The following is a 25,599-nucleotide window of genomic DNA, read 5'->3' as shown; positions in this document are numbered from 1 at the left end:
GAGTATGAAAAAGCTGTACGGGGTTATCGGAAATCCGATTGGCCATTCTATGTCTCCTGATATTCATAACGCATCATTGAAAGACCTCGGGCTTGACGGACATTATCATGCCTTCAAGGTAGAAGAGAATGATCTGGAGGATGCGGTAAAAGGAATAAGAGCTCTAGGCGTACAAGGAATCAATGTGACTGTTCCGCACAAGGTTTCCATTATGGATTATCTGGATCATATTGATGAGAGTGCAAAAGTGATCGGTGCCGTAAACACGGTCAGAAGAGAGGGAGATAAGCTTGTCGGATACAATACCGATGGGGAAGGCTTCGTGAAGTCATTAATGAAGGTATTAGACAAGCCCATCTCTGAACTGTCATTCTTAATGATCGGCGCTGGCGGAGCGGCGAGAGCCATTTTTACAACAATTGTCCGAAATACCCCGAAAAAATTTGACATTTGCAACCGGACGTTAGAAAAAGCAAAGCGGCTTACAGAAGCTACTCCCTCGTTTCACAATAAAGAAGTATTAAGCATAAAAGAAGCAGAAGAACGTCTTGGGCAGTATGATGTTATCATCCATACAACGTCTGTGGGCATGTATCCGAACGTGGACGATGTGCCGCTTTCATTACAGCGTGCCGCGAGCAGTGCCGTCGTATGTGATATCGTGTATAATCCAATACAGACGGCCCTTTTAAAAGAAGCAAGCCAAAAAGGCTTGAAAACACTCGATGGTGTGGGCATGTTTGTTGAACAGGCAGCATTGTCTTTCCAATTGTGGACTGGACAAGAGCCTGATATTGAAAAAATGAGATCTATTGTAATAGGAAAATTAGGAGGAACAGAATGTTAACAGGTAAACAAAAACGTTTTTTGCGTTCAAAAGCGCATCATTTAACGCCGATTTTTCAAGTAGGTAAAGGCGGAGTAAACGACAACATGATTAAACAAATTGCTGAGGCGCTTGAAGCGAGAGAGCTGATTAAAGTCAGCGTGCTTCAGAATTGCGAAGAGGATAAAAACGATGTAGCGGAAGCTCTTGTAAAAGGAAGCCGCTCTCAATTGGTGCAGACAATCGGCAATACGATTGTGTTATATAAGGAATCAAAGGAAAATAAACAAATCGAGCTTCCTTAAAGGTGGTTGAAATGAAGAAAATCGGAATTTTCGGAGGCACGTTTGACCCTCCGCATAATGGTCACCTCTTAATGGCGAATGAGGTGCTGTACCAGGCGGGGCTTGATGAAATTTGGTTTATGCCTAATCAAATTCCGCCCCATAAACAGGACGAAGACTATACCGACAGCTTTCATCGCGTGGAAATGTTAAAGCTTGCAATTCAATCTAATCCGTCCTTTAAGCTGGAGCTTGTTGAAATGGAAAGAGAAGGGCCATCATATACCTTTGATACCGTTTCTTTACTGAAGCAGCGTTATCCAAATGATCAGCTGTTCTTTATTATCGGCGCTGATATGATTGAATATTTGCCGAAATGGTATAAGCTGGACGAGCTGCTGAACCTCATTCAATTTATTGGAGTAAAGCGCCCCGGTTTTCATGTTGAAACCCCTTATCCGCTTCTCTTTGCAGACGTTCCGGAATTTGAGGTATCATCAACTATGATAAGGGAACGGTTTAAAAGCAAGAAGCCCACTGACTACTTAATCCCTGATAAAGTGAAGAAGTATGTAGAGGAGAATGGTTTATATGAATCGTGAGGAGGCACTTGCATGCGTTAAGCAGCAATTGACCGAACACCGATATATCCATACGATTGGCGTGATGAACACGGCGATCGAACTTGCGGAGCGTTTTGGAGCAGATTCTAAAAAAGCGGAAACAGCGGCGATCTTTCATGATTACGCCAAATTCCGCCCGAAAGAAGAAATGAAACAAATTATTGCGCGAGAAAAAATGCCTGCGCATTTATTGGATCATAATCCGGAGCTCTGGCACGCTCCGGTCGGCGCTTATTTGGTCCAAAGAGAGGCAGGGGTTCAAGATGAAGACATTCTTGACGCCATTAGGTATCATACCTCAGGGCGCCCCGGCATGACACTTTTAGAAAAAGTCATTTACGTTGCCGATTACATTGAGCCAAACCGGGCATTTCCCGGTGTCGATGAGGTGCGTAAGCTTGCTGAGACAGATTTGAATCAAGCACTGATTCAGTCCATTAAAAATACAATGGTTTTTCTTATGAAAAAAAATCAACCGGTTTTTCCAGACACATTTTTAACGTATAACTGGCTTGTGTCTGGCAGCTGAACAGGAGGAATTTGTGAATGAACCAAAAGTCCATTTTAAAGATCGCAGCTGCGGCTTGCGACGATAAACGGGCAGAGGATATTTTAGCACTGGATATGGAAGGTATTTCTCTGGTTGCTGATTATTTTCTGATCTGCCACGGAAATTCAGATAAACAGGTACAGGCGATTGCCCGTGAAATCAAGGATCAGGCTGATGAAAACGGCATTCAAGTCAAAAAGATGGAAGGCTTTGATGAAGCAAGATGGGTTCTCGTTGACCTTGGCGATGTGATTGTCCATGTCTTCCACAAGGACGAAAGAAGCTACTACAACCTTGAAAAGCTATGGGGAGACGCTCCGCTCGCAGATCTTGACCTTGGAATGAATCAATGATTTATCAAGGCTTTGCAAGCGTGTATGACGAGTTAATGTCACACGCGCCTTACGATCAATGGACAAAATGGATTGAAGCATCCCTCCCGGAAAAAGGCCGTATTCTCGATCTGGCATGCGGCACGGGGGAAATCTCCATCCGGCTTGCCGAAAAAGGCTTCGAGGTTACAGGCATCGATCTCAGCGAAGAGATGCTTTCTTTCGCCCAGCAAAAGGTATCGAGTAGCCAGCCTATTTTATTTCTTCAGCAGGATATGAGAGAGATTACCGGCTTTGACGGTCAGTTTGACGCTGTTGTGATATGCTGTGACTCATTAAATTATTTAAAAACAAAAAATGATGTGATCGAAACCTTTAAAAGTGTATTTCGGGTGTTAAAGCCTGAAGGCATTCTGCTGTTTGATGTTCATTCATCTTATAAAATTGCGGAAGTCTTTCCGGATAGCACATTTGCTGACCAGGACGAAGATATCAGCTATATTTGGCAGAGCTTTGCCGGAAGTGGCGAGCTTTCTGTCATTCATGATATGTCGTTTTTTGTGTGGAATGGAGAAGCGTATGATCGTTTTGATGAGACACACGAGCAAAGAACGTTCCCAGTGGAAGAATACGAAGAAATGCTTAAGAACTGCGGCTTTCAGCTCCATCGCGTGACAGCTGATTTTACGGATACCGAGCCATCAGCACAATCAGAACGCCTCTTTTTCAAGGCGCAGAAATCAAAAACCATCGTTTCCTAAAACGATGGTTTTTTAAAATGCTTTTTTATGCTTTTGCAGTACAGACGAAAGTATGACATACTCGTCTACACATGAAACTGCTTTTTCACTGCGGAAATATCCTCCTCGTACTTCATATGAGTATTTTGAAATACCCGGTGAAACATATCCTGCACACCGCTTTCCAGCGCTTTAATGCCTTCTCCTGTTACACCGCCTTTAACGCAAACCTTTTCCTGTAATGCAGGCAAGGTATATAATTCGGTTTCTAACAGTTTTCCCATTCCGACAAGCATTTCCTTACACATCAAAATCGCGTCCTGTTTAGACACTGATGTTTCCGAAACAGCTGCATCTATAAACCGTTGAATCAGATAGCTCATAAAAGCGGGGCCGCAGCTTACGATGTCTGATGCAACCCTTGTGATGTCACTTTCAATTTGCAGCGGATGAGAGATATGCTGCATCAGCTCATTGATTTTCGTTTTTGCAGATTCGCCGCAGCTTGTGCCGAAAGTGACGAGAGAAACACCTGCCAGCGCTCTGTTCGTAATACTTGGGATCACTCGCGCCACTTGACACGGCACATATTGTTCGAGCTGTTCGGTTTGAACGGGGCTTGTAATTGAAATGAGAATATGATCTTTTCTTAAATAAGGTAACGCTCTTGCCAGTAAAGGATATATATCAAGCGGCTTAACACAAATAAAAATCATCTCGTTCTCAGAAACGAGCTTTTCGAGACTTTCGGTAACGTTTATGCTGTTGTAGCGGTTTTTTATGTGCAACGCTTTTTCAATTGTGCGGTTTGTGATTGTTATGTTTGAGGGATCGGCCGCTTTTGATTCAATAAATGATTCGATAAGGATCGTACCCATATTTCCTGTGCCGATAAAGCCTATCTTCAATGGTTTCCCCTCCTTTGAGCTATTATCCTCTAAACCATATGTGTTATGAAAATAAAATATGACGAAAGCGGGGAACATGCACGATGAATTGGTTGAATCAGCATAAGAAAGCAATTATTTTAGCGGCTTTTGCGGCTGTTTTCACAGCGATTATGATCTTTCTGGCCACAGGGAAAAATAAAGAGCCGGTGAAGCAAGCTGTACCAACAGAGACAGAAAATACAGTGATAAAGCAGGAAGCAAACAACGACGAGTCAAGCGAAACAATTGTGATAGACATCAAAGGTGCTGTTCAGCATCCTGGCGTTTATGAAATGCGAACAGGGGACAGAGTATCTCAGGCAATTGAGAAAGCGGGCGGGACCAGTGAACAAGCAGACGAAGCGCAAGTAAATTTGGCGGAGATTCTGCAGGACGGGACAGTGGTGTACATCCCAAAAAAAGGAGAGGAAACAGCAGTGCAGCAAGGTGGCGGAGGATCTGTCCAAAGCGATGGAGGGAAGGGAGCGCTGGTGAATATCAATACAGCAACCTTAGAGGAGTTACAAGGCATCTCAGGGGTGGGGCCATCCAAAGCTGAAGCTATTATTGCATACCGGGAAGAAAAAGGGCGTTTCCAAACAATTGAAGATATCACTAAGGTTTCAGGAATAGGTGAAAAGTCATTTGAGAAAATAAAGTCTTCCATTACAGTAAAGTGATTTGACGGTCATGCATTATGGTAGGTAAACTAAAGGTCAGGCAACACAACATTTGGAGGGAACAACGTGGAACGAATTTCATGGAATCAATACTTTATGGCTCAAAGCCATTTATTGGCGCTGCGCAGCACATGTCCGAGATTATCTGTCGGCGCTACTATAGTCAGAGACAAACGCATGATAGCAGGAGGCTACAACGGGTCAATCGCGGGCGGCGTACATTGTGCAGATGAAGGATGCTTAATGATAGATGATCATTGCGCAAGAACCATTCACGCTGAAATGAATGCGATTCTTCAATGCTCTAAGTTTGGGGTGCCGACTGATGGAGCGGAGATTTATGTGACGCATTATCCTTGCATTCAATGCTGCAAATCTATTATTCAAGCTGGTATCAAAACGGTTTATTATGCTGAGGATTACAAAACACATCCGTATGCGCAGGAATTATTTGAACAGGCGGGTGTAACTGTTGAACAGGTTGAACTCGATGAAATGATCGTTGATCTGAAAAACAGAGAAAAGCTTTCATTTGTAGCGGGTCTTATAGGGAAATTGGCCGATGCCGGTTTAGCGGAGGAAGAATTGAAAAAGATACATGAACAGGCGAATACACTTTTCACGAGCTACGTGTGATGAATGCGTAATTCGCGTTTGTTATTGCCTATGGCGGCAGCTTCGGCAACGGCTGGAATTACTGCCGCCGCTTATTTCCCCGCTATTTTTCTTTTCATCCTCTTTCTCCTCATCATTTTAATCAAAACGAGGCACGCTTTTCTTATTATTGTTTGTTTCTTCTCTTTTATATTGTTTTTTGTACTGTATGCAGTCACAGATTCTCAGAATGTCTCTTCCTATCGGCAGGGAACCTATCAATTCAAGGCAGTGATTGACACTATTCCCAAAATTGACGGCGACCGTATGTCTATGATGGTTGAGACACCTGATAAGGAAAAATGGGCTGCTGCGTATCGCATTCAGTCTGCTGATGAAAAAGAACAGCTGTTATACATAGAACCAGGAATGTCATGTGAGTTGACTGGTACATTGGAAGAACCGAATCACGCAACTGTGCCGGGTGCATTTGATTATAACGAGTATCTTTATCGGCAGCATATTCATTGGAACTACTCTGTCACGTCTATCCAAAACTGCAGCGAACCTGAAAATTTTAAGTACAAGGTGCTCAGCTTGAGAAAACATATCATATCATTCACAAACAGCCTTCTGCCTCCTGATTCGGCAGGGATTGTACAGGCACTTACAGTTGGTGACAGATTTTATGTGGAGGATGAAGTGCTTACCGCGTATCAAAAGCTTGGTGTTGTCCATCTCTTGGCAATATCAGGGCTCCACGTGGGGATTTTGACAGCAGGTTTGTTTTATATCATGATTCGCCTTGGTATAACTAGAGAAAAGGCGTCAATTCTGTTGCTGTTATTTCTGCCGCTCTATGTAATGTTGACCGGCGCTGCTCCTTCAGTGCTACGCGCCGCTCTCATGGCGGGTGTTTACTTAGCTGGAAGCCTTGTCAAATGGCGTGTCCACTCTGCAACTGCAATTTGTCTTTCATACATCGTCCTTCTGCTCTTCAATCCTTATCATCTCTTTGAAGCCGGTTTTCAGCTATCGTTCGCCGTCAGTTTTTCTTTAATTCTATCCTCTTCTATTTTTCATCAGGTTAAAACCTCCTTGGGGCAGCTGACAATTGTATCACTCATCGCTCAGCTGGGCTCGCTTCCGATTCTCCTATATCATTTTCATCAGTTTTCTATCATCAGCGTACCGATGAATATGTTGATGGTACCATTTTATACCTTCTGTATTTTGCCGGGAGCTGTAGCAGGTGTTCTTCTATTAAGTCTTTCCGCTTCGTTTGGGAGATTGTTTTTCAGCTGGTTTGATTTATTGATAAGCTGGACCAATAGGCTAATCACAAACATTGCAGATGTTGAAGTGTTCACGATTATGATCGCACATCCTGCACCTGTTTTGCTTTTTTTATTCACGGTCACGATCATCCTATTGCTTATGGCGATTGAAAAACGCTCCTTGTCGCAGTTGATGGTAACCGGAGGCATTTGCTGCACGGTGCTGTTTCTGCTCTTTATATATCCGTGTCTTAGTTCCGAAGGAGAAGTGGATATAATAGATATTGGACAGGGTGACAGCATGTTTGTAGGTGCTCCGCATCAGCGGGGTCGTGTCTTAATTGATACCGGCGGCACTTTGTCTTACTCGTCAGAGCCTTGGCGCGAAAAACAGCATCCGTTTTCACTGGGGGAAAAGGTGCTGATTCCGTTTTTAACTGCTAAGGGAATCAAACAGCTTGATGCTTTAATTCTGACGCACGCTGACCAAGATCATATCGGAGAGGCGGAGATTCTGCTGAAGCATCATAAAGTAAAGCGCCTCGTGATTCCGAAAGGGTTCGTTTCTGAACCTAAAGATGAGAAAGTGCTGCAGGCAGCCAGAGAAGAGGGAGTGGCAATTGAAGAGGTGAAGCGAGGCGATGTGTTGCAAATAAAGGATTTGCAGTTCCATGTACTGTCACCTGGAGCACCTGATCCGGCAAGCAAAAATAATTCATCTCTCGTTCTTTGGATGGAAATGGGCGATATGAGCTGGATCTTGACGGGTGATCTGGAGAAAGAAGGGGAACAGGAGGTGATGGACGTGTTTCCAAATATTAAAGCAGATGTCTTAAAGGTGGGGCACCATGGGAGCAAAGGCTCTACCGGTGAAGAATTCATCCAACAGCTTCAGCCGAAAACGGCCATTATCTCAGCCGGGAAAAACAATCGGTACCATCATCCTCATCAAGAAGTTCTGCAACTATTACAGAGACATTCTATCCGCGTGCTGCGAACAGATCAAAACGGAACGATCCAATATAGATACAAAAACAGAGTTGGAACCTTTTCTGTCTATCCTCCATATGATACATCAGATATAACAGAGACGAACTAAAAAAGACTGCCGAGAAATCAGCAGCCCGGGCAGTCGCTGTTATGAACCAACTAGGTGAATAACCGTTGCCATGACAAACAAGAAGGCGAAAAATCCGAAGGACACAACAAAACCAACAGCTGAATCTACAGCATCATTTCGTTTGCTTTGAACGTTTTTTTCAAAATCATTCAACTTTATCCCTCCTGACTGACTTAAGTATAATGGAATTGTTTTGAAAAATCTAGAAGCTAAGGTAACGTTTTCTGTTCTGGTGATTATCGCCTTTTTACAAGCTGTCCCGGGGGCTTGCGAACAGGCGTTTAATATAAATGGGGAAGCAGCAGTCAGGCTTCCTCTTTACTATTTTCCAAACTCAATTTAGGATAGAAGGGGATGATGAAAGAGAGGAAGTCGTACAACAATGGTATTTGATGTGTGGAAAAGCCTGAAAAAAGGAGAGGTCCATCCAGTTTATTGTTTATACGGAAAAGAGACATATCTGCTGCAAGAAACCGTCAGCAGGATCAGACAGACGGTCGTTGATCAGGAGACAAAGGATTTCAATCTGTCCGTTTTTGATCTGGAAGAGGACCCGCTGGATCAAGCAATTGCAGATGCTGAAACGTTTCCGTTTATGGGGGAGCGGCGTCTTGTCATTGTGAAAAATCCATATTTTTTAACAGGTGAAAAGAAAAAAGAAAAAATTGAGCATAACGTCAGTGCGCTTGAATTATATATACAATCACCTGCGCCTTACACAGTCTTTGTCCTGCTTGCTCCGTATGAAAAGCTTGATGAGCGGAAAAAGCTGACGAAAGCGTTAAAGAAGCACGCGTTTATGATGGAGGCGAAGGAATTAAACGCAAAGGAAACGACGGACTTTACTGTCAATCTTGCAAAAACAGAGCAGAAAACAATCGGCACGGAAGCGGCGGAGCATTTGGTTCTGCTTGTGAACGGGCATCTGTCATCGATTTTTCAGGAGATTCAAAAGCTCTGCACGTTTATTGGAGATCGTGAAGAAATTACGCTGGATGATGTGAAAATGCTTGTTGCTAGAAGCCTTGAACAAAATATTTTTGAGCTGATCAATAAAATCGTCAACAGAAAACGAACAGAGAGTCTGCAAATTTTTTATGATTTGCTTAAACAAAATGAAGAACCGATCAAAATTATGGCGCTTATTTCGAACCAGTTCCGGCTGATTCTGCAGACAAAGTACTTCGCGGAACAGGGATACGGACAAAAACAAATCGCTTCTAATCTAAAAGTTCACCCATTTCGGGTAAAGCTGGCGATGGATCAAGCAAGGCTTTTTTCAGAGGAGGAGCTCCGTTCAATTATTGAACAGCTTGCCGTCATGGACTATGAGATGAAAACCGGGAAAAAGGACAAGCAGCTCCTGCTCGAACTGTTCCTTTTACAGCTGTTAAAAAGAAATGAAAAAAACGATCCCCATTATTGAGGATCGTTTTTATATTATGCAGAAAGTCCGTTCACTTTTTTCGCTAGTCTTGATTTGTATCGAGCTGCGGTATTTTTGTGTACAAGACCTGTTTTCACTGCTTTATCAATACGTTTAGCTGCTTCAGTAAGAGCAGTTTTCGCTTTGTCAGCTTCGTTGTTGGCAACAGAAGCTTCAACTTGTTTGATTGCAGTACGCATAGCAGATTTGATTGTCGCGTTATGAACGCGGCGTTCGTTGTTTGTTTTTGTACGTTTAATCGCTGATTTAATGTTTGGCATGTGTTTCACCTCCTAAGATACAACCTGTAGCACAGTGTCTTAAGGTTAAATCTTCTTCACAATAGAACAAATTGTATTCTATCAAACACACCTTTAGATTGCAATATAAATGTAAAGTATTTTTCATTGAAGGTTCTCTTTTTAGCATGATTCATTCAGCAAATGGCAACAATATAGGTACTTAATGTGAAGGAGGCCCCTGTATGAAAAAGAGTGAGCTGGATGTGAATCAGTATTTGATACGTACCGATTTGGCAGTGGAAACGAAGGAAGCAATGGCCAATCAGCAGGCTGTGCCGACAAAAGAAATTAAAGGCTTTATTGAAAAAGAGCGTGATCACGGCGGCATTAAAATCCGCACAGTTGATGTTACAAAGGAAGGCGCAGAGCTTTCGGGAAAAAAAGAAGGGCGCTATTTAACGCTTGAAGCACAGGGAATCAGGGAGAATGATTCGGAAATGCAGGAGAAGGTCTCTGCTGTCTTTGCGGAGGAATTCTCAGCTTTTCTTGAAAACCTTAATATCTCAAAAGATGCGAGCTGTTTGATCGTTGGGCTCGGCAACTGGAACGTGACACCTGACGCGCTTGGACCGATGGCAGTAGAAAATCTGTTGGTAACAAGGCACTTGTTTAAGCTTCAGCCGGAAAACGTACAGGAGGGGTACAGGCCTGTCAGTGCATTTGCACCGGGTGTAATGGGGATAACAGGAATCGAAACAAGTGACATTATTAAAGGTGTGATTGAGCAATCGAAGCCTGATTTTGTCATCGCCATTGATGCGTTGGCGGCGCGGGCGGTGGAAAGGGTCAACACAACCATTCAAATATCGGATACAGGCATTCACCCGGGATCTGGGGTAGGGAATAAACGAAAAGATTTAAGCAAAGACACGCTTGGTGTTCCAGTGATTGCTATTGGTGTTCCGACAGTAGTAGATGCCGTGACAATTGCCAGTGACACGGTGGACTACATATTAAAACATTTTGGCAGAGAAATGAAGGATAACAGGCCATCAAGATCGCTTGTTCCGGCAGGCATGACGTTTGGGAAGAAGAAAGTGCTCACTGAAGAAGATCTTCCCGATCAAAAGCAGCGCCAATCGTTCCTAGGTATTGTAGGAACCCTTCAAGAAGATGAAAAACGGCAGCTCATTCACGAGGTGCTTTCGCCTTTAGGGCACAACTTAATGGTTACGCCGAAGGAAGTCGATTCATTTATCGACGATATGGCAAATGTTTTAGCGAACGGATTAAACACAGCGCTTCATGAAAAAGTGTCACAAGAAAACAAAGGCTCCTACAATCACTAAACAGTTCTACTTCCTCTAGCTTGTTCATAGAGTAATTACTAGACAAGCGCTGGAGGGATTCAATGAGAAATAAACGCAGAAACAGACAGATTGTTGTTGCGGTAAATGGCGGGAAAGCGGTAAAAGCCATCTTTCTATTTATCGTAAGCCTTATCGTGATTTTTGTTCTATCCGGTGTGCTGACGTCTCTCCGGCCGGAACTTAGGCCGTCGTCTGACTCTTTTTATGGGATTGCTGAAGAATTGCCGGGTGACGTATTTGCACATTTGCTGCGGATGGAAAACCATTATTTCGCTTCTGACCTCTCTCAAACAGACAGCTCATTTCATCTTTCTCGTCTTTCTTTAAAGCTGGCGACGAGCATTAACCTCGAAGATCCGCGGAGCTTTCTCGGTCGGGAGCTGCCAGGATTTGCACAATTTGATACCGAGATTTTGTTAGCTGGACAAGGAACGGATTATACGAATATGCCTGCGGAATCGCCGCCGCCGTCTAAGGTGATGGAGGAAGAAAGGGAAGCGAATTTGGCAGAGATTGAAAAACAGCAAACGCAATCAGATAATGCGCAAAAAGATCCGCCCAAACAAACAACAGGTGATAAAAAGGTCGTGTTTATCTATCACACACACAATACGGAATCATATCTCCCTCTATTAAAAGGCGAGACCGATCCTGACATGGCGCGCCATTCTAAAGCCAACGTCACGCTTGTAGGAGATATGTTCGGACAAGCGCTTGAATCCCAGGGAATCGGAGCCACAGTGAATAAAACCGATATACAGTCAAAATTGAATAAAAAAGGCTTAAACTATGCCAGGTCCTATGATGAATCAAGGCCGGTCGTGAAAGACGCCCTTGCTTCAAACAAAAATCTGCAATATATCATTGACATCCACAGAGACTCACGGCGCAAAAAAGACACAACCGCAACGATTAAAGGAAAAAGCTATGCCAGGGTAGCCTTTGTCGTCGGGAAAAAAAGCAAAAACTTCGAAGAAAACTATAAAATTGCGAGTGAGCTTCATAAACTGATGGAGAAAAAATACCCCGGGCTTAGCACAGGTGTCTTTTCCAAAGGCTCGCCAGGCGATAATGGTGTTTACAATCAGGATTTAACCGATAGAGCGCTTTTGCTCGAGTTTGGCGGAGTAGATAATAATCTCGAAGAGCTGCAGCGTGCGGCTAACGCGGCCGCGGACGTATTCAGCGAAATGTACTGGGATGCTGAAAAGGTCAACGCAGCGAGCGGGGAGACGAAAAAACAATAAGAAATAGGTGGTTGATTTGATTGCATACTTTGGAAAATGCTTACTGCTTGTCACGATCATGTTTTTAGGCGTTCTGTTCGGCATGCAGCAGGCAAACAACGGGATGCTGAGTATGAAAGGCTATCATGACCCTTCACTGAAGGGGGCGTTTACGCTCACCGACGGAAAAGATAATGAAAAAGAAGCCTCAATCCTAGGAGAAACAGTCACGGCAAAAGATTTAGAAGAAAAACAAAAAGAGCTGGAAAAGGTGGAGACATTCAATATGTTTTCAAAAGCCGGAAAAGCGCTTTCGGACACCGTAACCAATACTGCCCAGTCAATGTATGAATGGATACGGGATATGAATCAATAAGTACGTGAAAGAGAAAAGCAGCCCAGATATGATAGGGAACTTTTCTCTTTCTTGTTTTACATTGAATCTTTACAATCCTATTGATATAATCTAAGCTAGTGTATTTTGCGTTTAATAGTAGGAGTGATAGATTGTGACAGATAAAGAAAAGCGTTTAGAGAGGCAATCGAGAATACGGAATTTCTCTATCATTGCCCATATTGACCACGGAAAATCGACCTTAGCGGATCGTATTTTAGAAAAAACGTCGGCAATCACTCAACGAGAAATGAAAGAACAATTGCTCGATTCTATGGATCTTGAACGTGAGCGGGGCATAACCATTAAATTAAACTCTGTTCAGCTTAAATATAAAGCAAAAGACGGAGAAGAATATATCTTTCATCTAATCGATACGCCGGGACACGTCGACTTCACGTATGAAGTATCCCGAAGCCTTGCTGCCTGCGAGGGAGCGATTCTTGTCGTGGATGCAGCCCAGGGGATTGAAGCGCAGACGCTCGCCAATGTCTACTTAGCGCTTGACAACGATCTTGAAATCCTTCCGGTCATCAATAAAATCGACCTTCCGAGCGCCGAGCCCGAACGTGTGCGCCAAGAGGTAGAAGACGTTATCGGCCTTGATGCATCAGAAGCCGTGCTTGCTTCAGCAAAAGCCGGTATCGGGATTGAGGAGATTTTAGAACAAATCGTAGAAAAGGTGCCAGCTCCGACCGGAGATCCGGAGGCGCCGCTCAAAGCGCTGATCTTCGACTCGCTTTATGACGCCTACCGCGGTGTCGTGGCTTATATCAGAGTCGTTGAAGGAACGGTAAAGCCGGGACAAAAAATCAAAATGATGGCAACCGGCAAAGAATTCGAAGTAACAGAGGTGGGCGTGTTCACGCCGAAAGCAACTCCGACAAATGAACTGACGGTCGGTGATGTAGGCTTCCTGACTGCCTCAATCAAAAATGTCGGTGACACACGTGTCGGTGATACAATAACGAGCGCTGCCAATCCTGCAGAAGAAGCGCTGCCGGGATACCGCAAGCTAAACCCGATGGTGTACTGTGGTTTGTATCCGATTGATACAGCGAAGTATAATGATTTAAGGGAAGCTCTTGAAAAGCTTGAGCTGAATGATTCCTCCCTTCAATATGAAGCGGAAACTTCGCAAGCGCTTGGATTCGGGTTCCGCTGCGGATTTTTAGGCATGCTTCACATGGAGATCATTCAGGAGCGAATTGAGCGTGAGTTCAACATCGACCTGATTACGACAGCGCCAAGCGTTATCTATGACGTGTATATGACAGACGGCGAAAAGGTCGTTGTCGACAACCCGTCCAACATGCCGGATCCTCAAAAGATCGAAAGGGTTGAGGAGCCATACGTAAAAGCGACGATGATGGTGCCGAATGACTATGTCGGCGCTGTAATGGAGCTTTGCCAAGGAAAACGCGGCAATTTCATTGATATGCAGTATTTGGACGCAAACCGTGTCAGCATCATTTATGATATGCCATTAGCGGAAATCGTATATGAGTTTTTTGACCAGCTGAAATCAAGCACTAAAGGCTATGCGTCCTTTGATTATGAACTGATCGGCTACAAACCGTCCAAGCTTGTGAAAATGGACATTATGCTGAATGGTGAAAAAATCGATGCCCTTTCCTTTATCGTGCATCGTGATTACGCATATGAACGCGGAAAAGTGATCGTTGAAAAACTGAAAGAACTCATTCCGCGCCAGCAGTTTGAAGTTCCGGTACAAGCCGCAATCGGCCAGAAAATCGTGGCCCGCTCTACCATAAAAGCAATGCGTAAAAACGTATTGGCTAAATGTTACGGAGGGGACATCTCACGTAAACGGAAACTTCTTGAAAAACAAAAAGAAGGAAAACGCCGGATGAAGCAGGTCGGCTCAGTTGAAGTGCCGCAAGAAGCATTTATGGCAGTTCTGAAAATGGACGACAGTCCGAAAAAACAATAGAAGCCGCCGCAGTCTTGTACTGCGGCTTCTTTCTGTAAAGAAGGTGAATCCGTTGAAATCAGCTTATATCCATATCCCATTTTGTGAGCATATTTGCCACTACTGCGATTTCAATAAATATTTTATTCAAAGTCAGCCAGTCGACGAGTATTTAAACGCACTCGAACAGGAAATGATAAATACAATAGCAAAAACTGGGCAGCCTGATCTTAAAACAATCTTTATCGGAGGAGGCACGCCAACCTCCCTGTCTGAGGAACAGCTCAAAAAGCTGATGGATATGATCAACCGCGTGCTGAAGCCCTCAAGCGACTTATCGGAATTTGCGGTTGAAGCGAATCCGGACGACTTGTCCGCAGAGAAATTAAAAATATTAAAAGAAGCAGGCGTAAATCGCCTCAGCTTTGGTGTGCAAACGTTCGAAGACGATCTGTTAGAAAAAATCGGCCGAGTGCACAAGCAAAAAGATGTATTCACCTCTTTTGAAAGAGCGCGGGAAATCGGTTTTGAGAATATCAGTCTTGATCTAATGTTCGGGCTTCCGGGGCAAACCCTCAAGCATCTGGAACATTCCATAAACACTGCTTTATCATTGGACGCCGAGCATTATTCCGTTTACTCCCTTATTGTAGAACCGAAAACGGTATTTTATAATTTGATGCAAAAAGGACGGCTTCATCTTCCACCGCAGGAGCAGGAAGCTGAAATGTATGAAATGGTGATGAGCCAGATGGAAGCTCACGGCATTCATCAATATGAAATCAGCAACTTCGCTAAGGCAGGCATGGAATCTAAGCACAATCTAACGTATTGGAGCAACGAACAATATTTCGGTTTCGGAGCCGGCGCTCACGGATATATCGGCGGCACACGAACAGTGAACGTCGGACCTGTTAAGCATTACATTGACCTGATAGCTGAAAAGGGTTTTCCGTACAGAGATACACATGAAGTGACAACAGAAGAACAGATTGAGGAAGAAATGTTTTTAGGTTTGAGAAAAACAGCCGGTGTCAGCAAAAAACGATTCGCAGAAAAATACGGCCGTTCCCTGGATGGACTTTTCCCAAGCGTGTTAAAAGACCTCGCTGAAAAAGGGCTGATTCACAATTCGGAGTCTGCCGTTTATTTGACTCATCAAGGGAAATTATTAGGCAATGAAGTTTTTGGCGCTTTTTTGGGTGAGTTATAATTGACATTTTTCTTGTGGTTTGATACTTTTGTTATAGAATTAGCACTCGCTTATTGAGAGTGCTAACAGAGGTGATGATGATGTTAACAAATCGTCAGCTGCTGATCCTTCAGGTTATAATCAACGATTTTATTAAATCGGCACAGCCGGTGGGATCAAGAACTCTTTCGAAAAAAGATGAAATCACATTTAGCTCTGCAACAATAAGAAACGAGATGGCTGACTTGGAGGAATTGGGCTTTATTGAAAAAACCCATTCATCCTCAGGACGTGTTCCGTCAGAAAAAGGGTATCGGTACTATGTTGACCATTTGCTGTCACCCGTCAAACTGACGAAAAGCGACCTGGACCAAATCCACTCGATCTTCAAAGAGAAAATTTTCGAGCTGGAGAAGACAGTTCAAAAATCAGCGCAAATTTTGTCCGATCTGACGAATTACACATCCATCGTACTCGGGCCGAAGCTGAGTGAGAATTACCTTAAACAGATTCAAATCATTCCGATTCAGCCTGATATGGCGGTAGCGATTCTCGTTACCAATACGGGACATGTGGAAAACAAAACGATTAACTTTCCGACCAAAATGGATCTGTCTGATATTGAAAAACTGGTAAATATACTGAACGACCGTTTAAGCGGCGTTCCAATGGATGAACTGAATGAGCGCATATTTAAAGAAGTTGTCATGTACCTAAGACAGCACATTAAGAACTATGACAATATACTCGACGCGCTTCGTTCAACCTTTCATTCCACAAATCATGTTGAAAAGTTGTTTTTTGGCGGGAAAATCAATATGCTGAACCAGCCTGAGTTCCATGATATCACCCGAGTTCGGTCACTGCTTTCATTAATTGAGAAAGAACAGGATGTTTTAAAGCTGGTTCAATCCCCGCACACGGGAATTTCGATTAAAATCGGAAAAGAAAACGACTATGAAGAGATGGAAAATTGCAGTCTGATTACGGCTTCTTATTCCGTAGACCAGAAGCAGATCGGCTCAATTGCGATTATCGGCCCGACCCGCATGAATTATTCCAGGGTTGTCAGCCTGCTTCAGCATGTGACTTCGGACTTGTCAAAAGCATTAACAAGTCTGTATGATGAATAAGGGAATTTTGGCAAATTTTATCGAAGGGCAGCACCTGTCCTTCTCCTTACACTTTGAGGGAGGTGAACACAATGTCAGAAGAAAAACAAACCGTTGAACAAAACGAAACAGAAGAGCAAGAAATCATTGAAGAACAAGCTGCCGCTGATGAACAGCAGGAAGAAACAAATGAAAGCGAACTTCTTCAAAACCAAATTAACGAATTGCAAGGTTTGCTTGAGGAAAAAGAAAACAAACTTTTGCGTGTTCAAGCAGACTTTGAAAACTATAAACGACGCAGCCGTTTAGAGATGGAAGCGTCCCAAAAATACCGTTCTCAAAATATCGTGACTGATTTGCTGCCGGCTCTTGACAGCTTTGAACGAGCGCTTCAGGTTGAAGCCGACAATGAACAGACGAAAAGTTTGCTCCAGGGAATGGAAATGGTCCACCGTCAGCTCGTAGAAGCCTTGAAAAAAGAAGGCGTCGAAGCCATCGAAGCTGTAGGGCAGGAATTTGATCCTAATCTGCACCAAGCCGTTATGCAGGCTGAAGACGAAAATTACGGCTCCAACATTGTTGTTGAGGAAATGCAAAAAGGCTATAAGCTGAAGGATCGCGTCATTCGCCCTTCCATGGTCAAAGTGAATCAATAATTACATAGCAGGAGGTTATTCAAGTGAGTAAAGTTATCGGAATCGACTTAGGAACAACAAACTCATGTGTGGCAGTGCTTGAAGGCGGCGAGCCTAAAGTGATTGCTAACGCTGAAGGAAACCGCACAACGCCATCAGTTGTTGCGTTTAAAAACGGTGAACGTCAAGTAGGGGAAGTGGCTAAACGCCAATCTATTACAAACCCTAACACAATTATGTCAGTCAAACGTCATATGGGTACTGATTATAAAGTTGAAATTGAAGGAAAAGATTACACTCCACAAGAAGTGTCTGCTATCATCCTTCAACATCTTAAATCATACGCTGAAAGCTATCTTGGCGAAACAGTATCAAAAGCAGTTATCACAGTTCCTGCATACTTTAACGATGCTGAGCGTCAAGCAACAAAAGACGCTGGTAAAATTGCCGGTCTTGAAGTAGAACGTATCATCAACGAGCCGACTGCAGCAGCGCTTGCATACGGACTTGATAAAACAGATGAAGATCAAACGATCCTAGTATACGACCTTGGCGGCGGTACATTCGACGTTTCCATCCTTGAGCTTGGCGACGGTGTATTCGAAGTTCGTTCAACTGCCGGCGACAACCGTCTGGGCGGGGACGATTTTGACCAAGTTATCATCGATCATCTTGTGTCTGAATTCAAAAAAGAAAACGGCATTGATTTATCAAAAGACAAAATGGCGCTTCAGCGTTTGAAAGACGCAGCTGAAAAAGCGAAAAAAGATCTTTCCGGCGTTTCTTCTACGCAAATTTCTTTACCGTTTATCACAGCTGGAGAAGCAGGACCGCTTCACCTTGAACTTACATTAACTCGCGCTAAATTCGAAGAGCTTTCTTCTCATTTAGTAGAGCGCACGATGGGTCCTGTCCGTCAAGCGCTTCAAGATGCAGGACTTTCTGCAAGCGAAATCGACAAAGTCATCCTTGTCGGCGGATCAACTCGTATCCCTGCCGTACAAGAAGCAATCAAAAAAGAAACTGGAAAAGAAGCGCATAAAGGCGTAAACCCGGATGAAGTTGTAGCGCTTGGTGCTGCGATTCAGGGCGGCGTTATCACAGGTGACGTAAAAGACGTTGTTCTTCTTGACGTTACACCGCTTTCTCTCGGTATCGAAACGATGGGCGGCGTGTTTACAAAACTGATCGACCGCAACACGACGATCCCGACAAGCAAATCTCAAGTGTTCTCAACTGCTGCTGATAACCAAACAGCTGTTGATATCCATGTTCTTCAAGGTGAGCGCCCAATGTCTGCCGACAACAAAACACTCGGCCGCTTCCAGCTTACTGATATCCCGCCAGCACCGCGCGGCGTGCCTCAAATCGAAGTTTCTTTCGATATTGACAAAAACGGTATCGTAAACGTAAGAGCAAAAGACTTAGGCACAGGAAAAGAACAAAACATTACAATCAAATCTTCTTCAGGTCTTTCAGATGAAGAGATCGAACGCATGGTAAAAGAAGCGGAAGAAAATGCTGACGCTGATGCGAAGAAAAAAGAAGAAATCGAAGTCCGCAACGAAGCAGATCAGCTTGTTTTCCAAACTGAGAAAACATTAAAAGATCTTGAAGGCAAAGTGGACGAAGAACAAGTGAAAAAAGCCAACGATGCCAAAGACGCTTTAAAAGCAGCGATTGAGAAAAACGAATTTGAAGAGATCAAAGCGAAAAAAGATGAGCTTCAAACAATCGTTCAAGAGCTTTCTATGAAGCTTTATGAAGAAGCTGCTAAAGCACAGCAAGCTCAAGGCGGAGCAAACGCTGAAGGCAAAGCGGATGACAACGTTGTCGACGCTGAATACGAAGAAGTAAACGACGACCAAAACAAAAAATAAGTTCTTTTTAGTGTCAGCCCCGCTTCCGGAGCTGACCGAAAAGAACACATTTCATAATCTGATTCAATGATTAGAAAGTCAAAGTCAGGCATCTCTTGGCTTTGACTTTTTTTCTTGCCCGGGATAAAAGGAATTGAAAAATCATAATTCAAAATGATACAATCTAATTTATGTGAGAAATTCGGGAGAGTGAAGCGAGATGAGTAAGCGTGATTACTATGAAGTGCTGGGAGTAAGTAAGAGCGCTTCAAAGGATGAAATTAAAAAAGCTTATCGGAAGCTGTCAAAAAAATATCATCCTGATATTAACAAAGAAGCCGGATCAGATGAAAAATTTAAAGAGGTAAAAGAAGCGTACGAAACGCTGTCAGATGACCAAAAACGAGCGCATTACGATCAATTTGGTCACACTGATCCTAACCAAGGCTTCGGCGGCGGAGGTTTTGGCGGCGGCGATTTCGGCGGTTTTGGTTTCGATGATATTTTCTCAAGTATTTTCGGCGGAGGCACAAGACGTAGAGATCCAAATGCTCCGCGCCAGGGTGCTGATTTACAGTATACGATGACCCTGTCGTTTGAGGATGCGGCTTTCGGTAAAGAAACAACCATCGAAATTCCCCGCGAGGAAACGTGCGAAACATGTAAAGGCTCAGGTGCGAAACCTGGAACAAATCCAGAAACATGCTCCCACTGCGGAGGCTCCGGCCAGTTAAACGTGGAGCAAAATACACCGTTTGGAAAAGTCGTTAACAGACGGGTCTGCCACCACTGTGAAGGTACAGGCAAAATCATTAAAAACAAATGTGCGGACTGCGGCGGCAAAGGAAAAATCAAAAAACGCAAGAAAATCAACGTGACAATTCCAGCCGGTGTAGATGACGGGCAGCAGCTTCGTCTCTCGGGACAGGGTGAACCAGGAATAAACGGCGGCCCTGCCGGGGATTTATTTGTCGTGTTCCATGTACGCGCACACGAGTTCTTCGAGCGTGACGGCGATGATATTTACTGCGAAATGCCGTTAACGTTTGCTCAGGCTGCTCTTGGAGATGAGGTAGAAGTGCCGACGCTGCATGGAAAAGTGAAATTGAAAATTCCGGCCGGTACACAAACAGGAACGAAATTTAGATTAAGAGGCAAAGGCGTTCAAAATGTCAGAGGCTATGGACAGGGTGACCAGCATATCGTCGTCCGCGTCGTTACGCCGACAAATCTGACTGATAAACAAAAAGACATTATCCGCGAATTTGCCGAAGTCAGCGGAAACCTGCCTGACGAACAGGAAATGAGTTTCTTTGACAAGGTAAAACGCGCGTTTAAAGGCGATTAATTATTGGATGAGGAGTTGGTAGTTTTGAAATGGTCCGAATTAAGCATTCACACAACACATGAAGCGGTCGAACCTATCTCAAATATATTGCATGAAGCTGGTGCAAGTGGGGTTGTGATAGAGGACCCGCTTGATTTAATTAAAGAACGTGAGAATGTGTACGGGGAAATCTACCAGCTCGACCCCAATGATTACCCAGATGAGGGTGTCATTGTCAAAGCATATCTGCCGGTTAACAGTTTTCTGGGCGAAACTGTAGACGGCATTAAAGAAACGATTAATAATCTCCTTCTTTACAATATTGATTTGGGCAGAAACCAGATCACTATTTCTGAAGTAAATGAAGAAGAGTGGGCGACTGCCTGGAAAAAGTATTATCATCCTGTGAAAATTTCTGAAAAGTTTACAATTGTGCCGACGTGGGAGGAATATACGCCGGTCCATACTGATGAACTGATTATTGAAATGGACCCGGGAATGGCTTTCGGCACAGGGACACATCCGACAACCGTACTCTGCATTCAGGCGCTTGAACGCTTTGTGCAAAAGGGTGATAAGGTGATTGATGTCGGCACTGGTTCGGGAATTTTAAGTATTGCGGCTGCAATGCTTGAGGCTGAATCGGTTCATGCCTACGATCTTGATCCCGTGGCTGTAGAAAGTGCACGCCTTAATCTCAAGCTGAACAAAGTCAGCGATATTGCTCAAGTGAAGCAAAACAATTTGTTAGACGGGATTGAAGGGGAACATGATGTGATTGTGGCCAATATTTTGGCTGAAGTCATTCTTCGCTTTACTTCACAAGCGTACAGCCTGTTAAAAGAAGGCGGCCACTTTATTACGTCAGGAATCATCGGTCATAAAAAACAAGAAGTAAAAGAAGCACTGGAACAAGCTGGCTTTACCATTGTAGAAATCCTTTCAATGGAAGATTGGGTCAGCATTATTGCGAAAAAATAACAGTTAGTAGGTGTCACAGCGTATGCAACGATATTTTATCGAGCTCACGAAGCAGCAAATAGAGGAAGCGCCGGCTTTTTCGATTACCGGCGAAGATGTTCATCATATTGTGAACGTGATGAGAATGAATGAGGGAGATCAGATTATCTGCTGCTCTCAAGACGGCTTCGAGGCAAAATGTGAACTTCAATCTGTTTCCAAAGATAAAGTGTCCTGCCTTGTGATAGAATGGACGAATGAAAACAGAGAGCTTCCGATAAAGGTCTATATTGCGAGCGGCCTTCCGAAAGGAGATAAGCTTGAATGGATTATCCAAAAGGGGACTGAGCTCGGAGCTCATGCCTTTATTCCTTTCCAAGCCGCGCGTTCTGTTGTCAAGCTGGATGACAAAAAGGCAAAGAAAAAGCGGGAAAGATGGACGAAAATTGCAAAGGAAGCGGCTGAGCAATCGTACCGTAACGAAGTGCCGCGAGTGATGGATGTCCATTCTTTTCAGCAGCTTCTTCAAAGGATGCAGGATTTCGATAAATGTGTCGTTGCATACGAGGAGTCATCGAAGCAAGGGGAAATAAGCGCATTCAGCGCGATTGTAAGCAGCCTTCCGAAAGGATCATCTCTATTGATCGTATTTGGTCCAGAAGGCGGTTTAACAGAAGCGGAGGTTGAACGGCTCACAAAGCAAGACGGTGTGACGTGCGGCCTTGGACCGAGAATTTTAAGGACAGAAACCGCTCCGCTATACGCGTTGAGCGCGATTTCTTATCAAACAGAGTTATTAAGAGGTGATCAGTAATGGCAACTGTTGCTTTCCATACGCTTGGCTGTAAAGTCAACCATTATGAAACAGAAGCAATCTGGCAGCTTTTCAAAGAAGCGGGCTATGAAAGAAGAGACTTTGAACAAACAGCTGATGTATATGTCATTAATACATGTACGGTTACAAATACGGGAGATAAAAAAAGCCGCCAAGTGATCAGACGCGCCATTCGTCAAAATCCTGACGGTGTCATCTGTGTCACAGGCTGCTACGCGCAAACCTCACCTGCTGAGATTATGGCGATCCCCGGTGTCGACATTGTAGTCGGAACACAGGACCGTGAAAAAATGCTTGGCTACATTGACCAATATCGAGAAGAACGCCAGCCGATTAACGGTGTCAGTAACATCATGAAAGCAAGAGTATATGAAGAGCTTGATGTGCCTGCTTTCACGGACCGGACAAGAGCGTCATTGAAAATACAGGAGGGCTGCAATAATTTCTGCACATTCTGTATCATTCCGTGGGCGAGAGGCCTGCTCCGCTCCCGCGATCCTGAAGAAGTCATTAAACAAGCGCAGCAGCTTGTTGATGCCGGATATAAGGAAATTGTTCTTACGGGTATTCATACAGGCGGCTACGGCGAAGATATGAAAGATTACAACTTCGCGAAGCTTTTGAGCGAATTAGACACCCGTGTGGAAGGCGTGAAACGGATCAGAATTTCTTCAATCGAAGCCAGCCAAATCACTGACGAAGTGATCGAGGTCTTAGACCGCTCAGATAAGATAGTGAATCATTTGCATATTCCTATCCAATCCGGATCAAACACAGTGCTTAAACGGATGAGACGCAAATATACAATGGAATTCTTTGCAGACCGTTTAAATAAATTGAAAAAAGCACTGCCAGGCTTAGCTGTTACTTCTGATGTCATCGTCGGATTCCCTGGAGAAACAGAAGAAGAATTTATGGAAACCTATAACTTTATTAAAGAACATAAATTCTCTGAACTGCATGTTTTCCCTTACAGTAAACGTACAGGAACACCAGCTGCGCGAATGGAAGACCAAGTGGATGAAAACGTGAAAAACGAACGTGTGCACCGCCTGATTGCTCTTTCTGACCAGCTTGCAAAAGAATACGCTTCTCAGTATGAAAATGAAGTGCTTGAGATTATCCCTGAGGAAGCGTTTAAGGAAACAGAAGAAGAAAATATGTTTGTCGGTTACACAGACAATTATATGAAGGTTGTTTTCAAAGGTACGGAAGATATGATCGGCAAAATCGTAAAAGTCAAAATCCTAAAAGCAGGTTATCCTTACAACGAAGGACAGTTTGTCCGTGTGGTTGAGGATGAAATAACTGAACACATGCGTTTGTCTTCTTAACCTAAAAAATCGGTGCATTAAAATGTACCGGTTTTTTATTTAGCCGGGATAAGAAGGTGAATCAATCGGTAAAACAAGTTTGTAAGCGGAAGAAATAAAAGAGCTGTTACTACATTAAATAAAAGACTGAAATGAGCAATCCTTTGGGCAGGATCGGGTGATAACTGCTCTACAAAGCCGGTCGCTGCGGTCAGAAAAGGCAATACTAGAGCCACCCCTAGCACGTTAAATACCACATGCGCATACGCTGTCTGTTTCGCCGCATATCCGCCGGATACAGCAGCCATGACAGCTGTAATGCATGTCCCGATATTTGATCCGAGTACGACGTTCATCGCCTGTGTCAGTCCGATAATCCCTTCATTCATAAAACTCATCAAAATGCCGATACAGACAGAACTGGAGTGAATGATGGCAGTTAACACCATCCCGATGAGTAAAGCGGACCAGTTTGAATCGTTAACATGGTATAGAACGTCGGCTCCCGTTTTCAGCTTCGTCAGCGGCCCGGCAAGGTGGCTGAATCCGCTGATGCAAAAGAAGATGATGCCCAGTCCGAGGAAGCTTGTTCCCAGCTGTTTCAAAGGATACCTGCCAGTCAGAAAAAACAATAAACCGCCTATTAAAAGAACCCAAATCAAAATATCCATTTTGATAGCAATAAATTCAGTTGTAAAAGTAGAGCCAACATTTGTCCCCAGAATCATCGGTATCGTCCGCTTAAAAGAAAGAACGCCCGCACTTACAAAGCCGATGACAATGACCATAAAGGCTGAACTGCTCTGAAGTATCCCCGTAAATACAATGCTGATAAGAAACGCTTTTAACGGATGGTCCGTAAATAAAAGCAAACGTTCTTCAATTTTTGAGTACGCCATTGAAATTAAGCCCTTTCGAAGCATGTTCATGCCTGCGAGAAAGAATAATATAAGAGCAGTAAAGCTAATCAGAATTAACATCCTATTCACCAACCCCTTTCTTTCATTATATAGACAGGCAGTCGCACTCATGACGGAAAAGTGAACTCACTTAGTTGACCTGACTGATGGCTTATATTATAATGTCAAAGTACATGTTTATATGTGTAACTTAAAGGTAGTCGATTGGTGTATTCGGAGGGAGGGAAAGAGAATGTCAAAAACGGTCGTTAGAAAAAACGAATCGCTTGAAGATGCTCTTCGTCGCTTCAAACGCAGTGTATCAAAGACAGGTACTTTGCAAGAAGCAAGAAAGCGTGAATTTTATGAAAAACCTAGCGTAAAGCGCAAGAAAAAGTCTGAAGCTGCTAGAAAACGCAAATTCTAAAAGAGGGTGGATTTATGAGTCTTCTTGAGCGTCTCAACCAGGATATGAAGCTGTATATGAAAAACCGTGAGAAAGACAAACTGACTGTCGTTCGAATGGTTAAGGCTTCACTTCAAAATGAAGCAATTAAGCTTAAGAAAGACAGTTTGACCGAGGATGAGGAACTCACTGTCCTTTCTCGTGAACTTAAGCAACGTAAAGACTCCCTCCAGGAATTTTCAAACGCTAATCGTTTAGATTTAGTAGATAAAGTTCAAAAAGAGCTGGACATTTTAGAAGTTTATTTACCTGAGCAGCTGTCAGAAGAAGAGCTGCGTACAATCGTAAATGAAACCATCGCGGAGGTCGGTGCGAGCTCAAAAGCGGACATGGGCAAAGTGATGGGGGCAATTATGCCTAAAGTAAAAGGTAAAGCTGACGGAAGTTTAATTAATAAGCTTGTGAGCAGTCAACTGTCTTAAATGGCAAAGAAAAGGACATCTTTCTAAGAGAGA

The 25,599-nt window shown here is 43.7% G+C and carries 29 protein-coding genes; 25 read left to right on the top strand and 4 right to left on the bottom strand.

Annotated features, from left to right (window positions below; all coding sequences use genetic code 11):
- Positions 1 to 4: 4 nt before the first annotated feature.
- The 6 genes from aroE to NYE56_RS12480 are packed head-to-tail and all read left to right on the top strand — an operon-like array spanning position 5 to position 3,376.
- Entirely contained in the window at positions 5 to 847 is an 843-nt protein-coding gene (gene aroE / locus NYE56_RS12505; protein ID WP_014477395.1) for a shikimate dehydrogenase, read from the top strand.
- Positions 841 to 1,131: a ribosome assembly RNA-binding protein YhbY gene (gene yhbY, locus NYE56_RS12500; RefSeq protein WP_003226133.1), complete on the top strand. Its 291-nt coding sequence runs from the start codon at positions 841 to 843 to the stop codon at positions 1,129 to 1,131. The genes aroE and yhbY overlap by 7 nt, the downstream gene beginning before the upstream one ends.
- 11 nt (positions 1,132 to 1,142) lie before the next feature.
- Positions 1,143 to 1,712 carry a nicotinate-nucleotide adenylyltransferase gene (locus NYE56_RS12495; protein WP_014477393.1) on the top strand — a complete coding sequence of 190 codons (570 nt, stop codon included), beginning with the start codon at positions 1,143 to 1,145 and terminating at the stop codon, positions 1,710 to 1,712.
- The gene (gene yqeK, locus NYE56_RS12490) at positions 1,702 to 2,262 is read left to right on the top strand and encodes a bis(5'-nucleosyl)-tetraphosphatase (symmetrical) YqeK (RefSeq protein ID WP_268550201.1); all 561 of its coding nucleotides are present in this window, start codon (positions 1,702 to 1,704) and stop codon (positions 2,260 to 2,262) included. Before NYE56_RS12495 ends, yqeK begins: the two co-directional genes overlap by 11 nt.
- A gap of 17 nt (positions 2,263 to 2,279) precedes the next feature.
- The gene (gene rsfS / locus NYE56_RS12485; protein ID WP_014480315.1) at positions 2,280 to 2,636 is read left to right on the top strand and encodes a ribosome silencing factor; all 357 of its coding nucleotides are present in this window, start codon (positions 2,280 to 2,282) and stop codon (positions 2,634 to 2,636) included.
- Positions 2,633 to 3,376, top strand: coding sequence for a class I SAM-dependent DNA methyltransferase (locus tag NYE56_RS12480; protein ID WP_029317885.1), 744 nt, complete (start codon positions 2,633 to 2,635; stop codon positions 3,374 to 3,376). The genes rsfS and NYE56_RS12480 overlap by 4 nt, the downstream gene beginning before the upstream one ends.
- 65 nt (positions 3,377 to 3,441) lie before the next feature.
- Here the strand turns inward: NYE56_RS12480 and comER are convergent, their stop codons facing one another.
- Complete coding sequence (gene comER / locus NYE56_RS12475; RefSeq protein ID WP_063335455.1) at positions 3,442 to 4,263, bottom strand: late competence protein ComER; 822 nt, start codon at positions 4,261 to 4,263, stop codon at positions 3,442 to 3,444.
- A gap of 83 nt (positions 4,264 to 4,346) precedes the next feature.
- Here comER and comEA point away from each other — a divergent pair, with 83 nt between their 5' ends.
- The 3 genes from comEA to NYE56_RS12460 all read left to right on the top strand — a co-directional run bounded on the left by comEA (position 4,347) and on the right by NYE56_RS12460 (position 7,934).
- Complete coding sequence (gene comEA, locus NYE56_RS12470) at positions 4,347 to 4,964, top strand: competence protein ComEA (RefSeq protein WP_341283916.1); 618 nt, start codon at positions 4,347 to 4,349, stop codon at positions 4,962 to 4,964.
- A gap of 66 nt (positions 4,965 to 5,030) precedes the next feature.
- Complete coding sequence (locus tag NYE56_RS12465) at positions 5,031 to 5,600, top strand: ComE operon protein 2 (RefSeq protein ID WP_003229978.1); 570 nt, start codon at positions 5,031 to 5,033, stop codon at positions 5,598 to 5,600.
- A 3-nt stretch (positions 5,601 to 5,603) separates the two neighbouring features.
- Positions 5,604 to 7,934 carry a DNA internalization-related competence protein ComEC/Rec2 gene (locus NYE56_RS12460; protein ID WP_341283915.1) on the top strand — a complete coding sequence of 777 codons (2,331 nt, stop codon included), beginning with the start codon at positions 5,604 to 5,606 and terminating at the stop codon, positions 7,932 to 7,934.
- Between the two features lie 39 nt (positions 7,935 to 7,973).
- Here the strand turns inward: NYE56_RS12460 and NYE56_RS12455 are convergent, their stop codons facing one another.
- A complete protein-coding gene (locus NYE56_RS12455) occupies positions 7,974 to 8,108 on the bottom strand; it encodes a YqzM family protein (RefSeq protein WP_003229983.1) in 135 nt (44 codons plus the stop codon).
- Between the two features lie 40 nt (positions 8,109 to 8,148).
- Between NYE56_RS12455 and NYE56_RS12450 the strand changes: the two genes are divergently transcribed.
- The gene (locus NYE56_RS12450) at positions 8,149 to 8,298 is read left to right on the top strand and encodes a hypothetical protein (protein WP_120363468.1); all 150 of its coding nucleotides are present in this window, start codon (positions 8,149 to 8,151) and stop codon (positions 8,296 to 8,298) included.
- Between the two features lie 39 nt (positions 8,299 to 8,337).
- Complete coding sequence (gene holA, locus NYE56_RS12445; RefSeq protein ID WP_341283914.1) at positions 8,338 to 9,381, top strand: DNA polymerase III subunit delta; 1,044 nt, start codon at positions 8,338 to 8,340, stop codon at positions 9,379 to 9,381.
- Positions 9,382 to 9,395: 14 nt separating this feature from the next.
- On the opposite strand, the gene rpsT is transcribed toward holA, so the two are convergent.
- Positions 9,396 to 9,662 (bottom strand): 30S ribosomal protein S20, encoded by a 267-nt coding sequence (gene rpsT / locus NYE56_RS12440; RefSeq protein ID WP_003229989.1) that lies wholly within the window; start codon positions 9,660 to 9,662, stop codon positions 9,396 to 9,398.
- 203 nt (positions 9,663 to 9,865) lie between these two features.
- Here rpsT and gpr point away from each other — a divergent pair, with 203 nt between their 5' ends.
- The 12 genes from gpr to mtaB all read left to right on the top strand — a co-directional run bounded on the left by gpr (position 9,866) and on the right by mtaB (position 23,800).
- Positions 9,866 to 10,972, top strand: coding sequence for a GPR endopeptidase (gene gpr, locus NYE56_RS12435; RefSeq protein WP_014480309.1), 1,107 nt, complete (start codon positions 9,866 to 9,868; stop codon positions 10,970 to 10,972).
- A 62-nt stretch (positions 10,973 to 11,034) separates the two neighbouring features.
- Entirely contained in the window at positions 11,035 to 12,240 is a 1,206-nt protein-coding gene (gene spoIIP, locus NYE56_RS12430; protein WP_014477383.1) for a spore autolysin SpoIIP, read from the top strand.
- A gap of 16 nt (positions 12,241 to 12,256) precedes the next feature.
- Positions 12,257 to 12,595, top strand: coding sequence for a YqxA family protein (locus NYE56_RS12425; protein WP_014477382.1), 339 nt, complete (start codon positions 12,257 to 12,259; stop codon positions 12,593 to 12,595).
- A 133-nt stretch (positions 12,596 to 12,728) separates the two neighbouring features.
- A complete protein-coding gene (gene lepA, locus NYE56_RS12420) occupies positions 12,729 to 14,567 on the top strand; it encodes a translation elongation factor 4 (RefSeq protein ID WP_003229999.1) in 1,839 nt (612 codons plus the stop codon).
- Positions 14,568 to 14,619: 52 nt separating this feature from the next.
- Entirely contained in the window at positions 14,620 to 15,759 is a 1,140-nt protein-coding gene (hemW, locus tag NYE56_RS12415) for a radical SAM family heme chaperone HemW (protein WP_015714284.1), read from the top strand.
- An 80-nt stretch (positions 15,760 to 15,839) separates the two neighbouring features.
- Complete coding sequence (gene hrcA, locus NYE56_RS12410; protein ID WP_003246126.1) at positions 15,840 to 16,871, top strand: heat-inducible transcriptional repressor HrcA; 1,032 nt, start codon at positions 15,840 to 15,842, stop codon at positions 16,869 to 16,871.
- 71 nt (positions 16,872 to 16,942) lie between these two features.
- Positions 16,943 to 17,506, top strand: coding sequence for a nucleotide exchange factor GrpE (grpE, locus tag NYE56_RS12405; RefSeq protein WP_003230005.1), 564 nt, complete (start codon positions 16,943 to 16,945; stop codon positions 17,504 to 17,506).
- Between the two features lie 23 nt (positions 17,507 to 17,529).
- Complete coding sequence (gene dnaK, locus NYE56_RS12400; RefSeq protein ID WP_014477380.1) at positions 17,530 to 19,365, top strand: molecular chaperone DnaK; 1,836 nt, start codon at positions 17,530 to 17,532, stop codon at positions 19,363 to 19,365.
- Positions 19,366 to 19,564: 199 nt separating this feature from the next.
- Positions 19,565 to 20,692 carry a molecular chaperone DnaJ gene (dnaJ, locus tag NYE56_RS12395; protein WP_003230010.1) on the top strand — a complete coding sequence of 376 codons (1,128 nt, stop codon included), beginning with the start codon at positions 19,565 to 19,567 and terminating at the stop codon, positions 20,690 to 20,692.
- Positions 20,693 to 20,716: 24 nt separating this feature from the next.
- Positions 20,717 to 21,652: a 50S ribosomal protein L11 methyltransferase gene (gene prmA / locus NYE56_RS12390; protein ID WP_032726187.1), complete on the top strand. Its 936-nt coding sequence runs from the start codon at positions 20,717 to 20,719 to the stop codon at positions 21,650 to 21,652.
- 22 nt (positions 21,653 to 21,674) lie between these two features.
- Positions 21,675 to 22,445, top strand: a complete 771-nt coding sequence (locus NYE56_RS12385; protein WP_038829708.1) for a 16S rRNA (uracil(1498)-N(3))-methyltransferase — start codon at positions 21,675 to 21,677, stop codon at positions 22,443 to 22,445.
- Positions 22,445 to 23,800, top strand: a complete 1,356-nt coding sequence (gene mtaB, locus NYE56_RS12380) for a tRNA (N(6)-L-threonylcarbamoyladenosine(37)-C(2))-methylthiotransferase MtaB (protein ID WP_003230017.1) — start codon at positions 22,445 to 22,447, stop codon at positions 23,798 to 23,800. Before NYE56_RS12385 ends, mtaB begins: the two co-directional genes overlap by 1 nt.
- 35 nt (positions 23,801 to 23,835) lie before the next feature.
- On the opposite strand, the gene NYE56_RS12375 is transcribed toward mtaB, so the two are convergent.
- Positions 23,836 to 24,759, bottom strand: coding sequence for a Na/Pi symporter (locus tag NYE56_RS12375; RefSeq protein WP_341283913.1), 924 nt, complete (start codon positions 24,757 to 24,759; stop codon positions 23,836 to 23,838).
- Positions 24,760 to 24,931: 172 nt separating this feature from the next.
- Here NYE56_RS12375 and rpsU point away from each other — a divergent pair, with 172 nt between their 5' ends.
- Together rpsU and NYE56_RS12365 are read left to right on the top strand one after the other, a co-directional pair.
- On the top strand, positions 24,932 to 25,105 hold the full coding sequence (gene rpsU, locus NYE56_RS12370) for a 30S ribosomal protein S21 (protein WP_003152957.1): 174 nt from the start codon (positions 24,932 to 24,934) through the stop codon (positions 25,103 to 25,105).
- A 14-nt stretch (positions 25,106 to 25,119) separates the two neighbouring features.
- Entirely contained in the window at positions 25,120 to 25,566 is a 447-nt protein-coding gene (locus tag NYE56_RS12365) for a GatB/YqeY domain-containing protein (protein ID WP_003230022.1), read from the top strand.
- The last annotated feature ends 33 nt before the right edge of the window (positions 25,567 to 25,599 follow it).

The sequence above is a fragment of the Bacillus sp. FSL R5-0603 genome, from assembly GCF_038050295.1.
In the GTDB taxonomy this organism is placed as follows: Bacteria; Bacillota; Bacilli; order Bacillales; family Bacillaceae; genus Bacillus; species Bacillus subtilis.
This window is presented reverse-complemented; position numbering and strand designations above follow the sequence as displayed.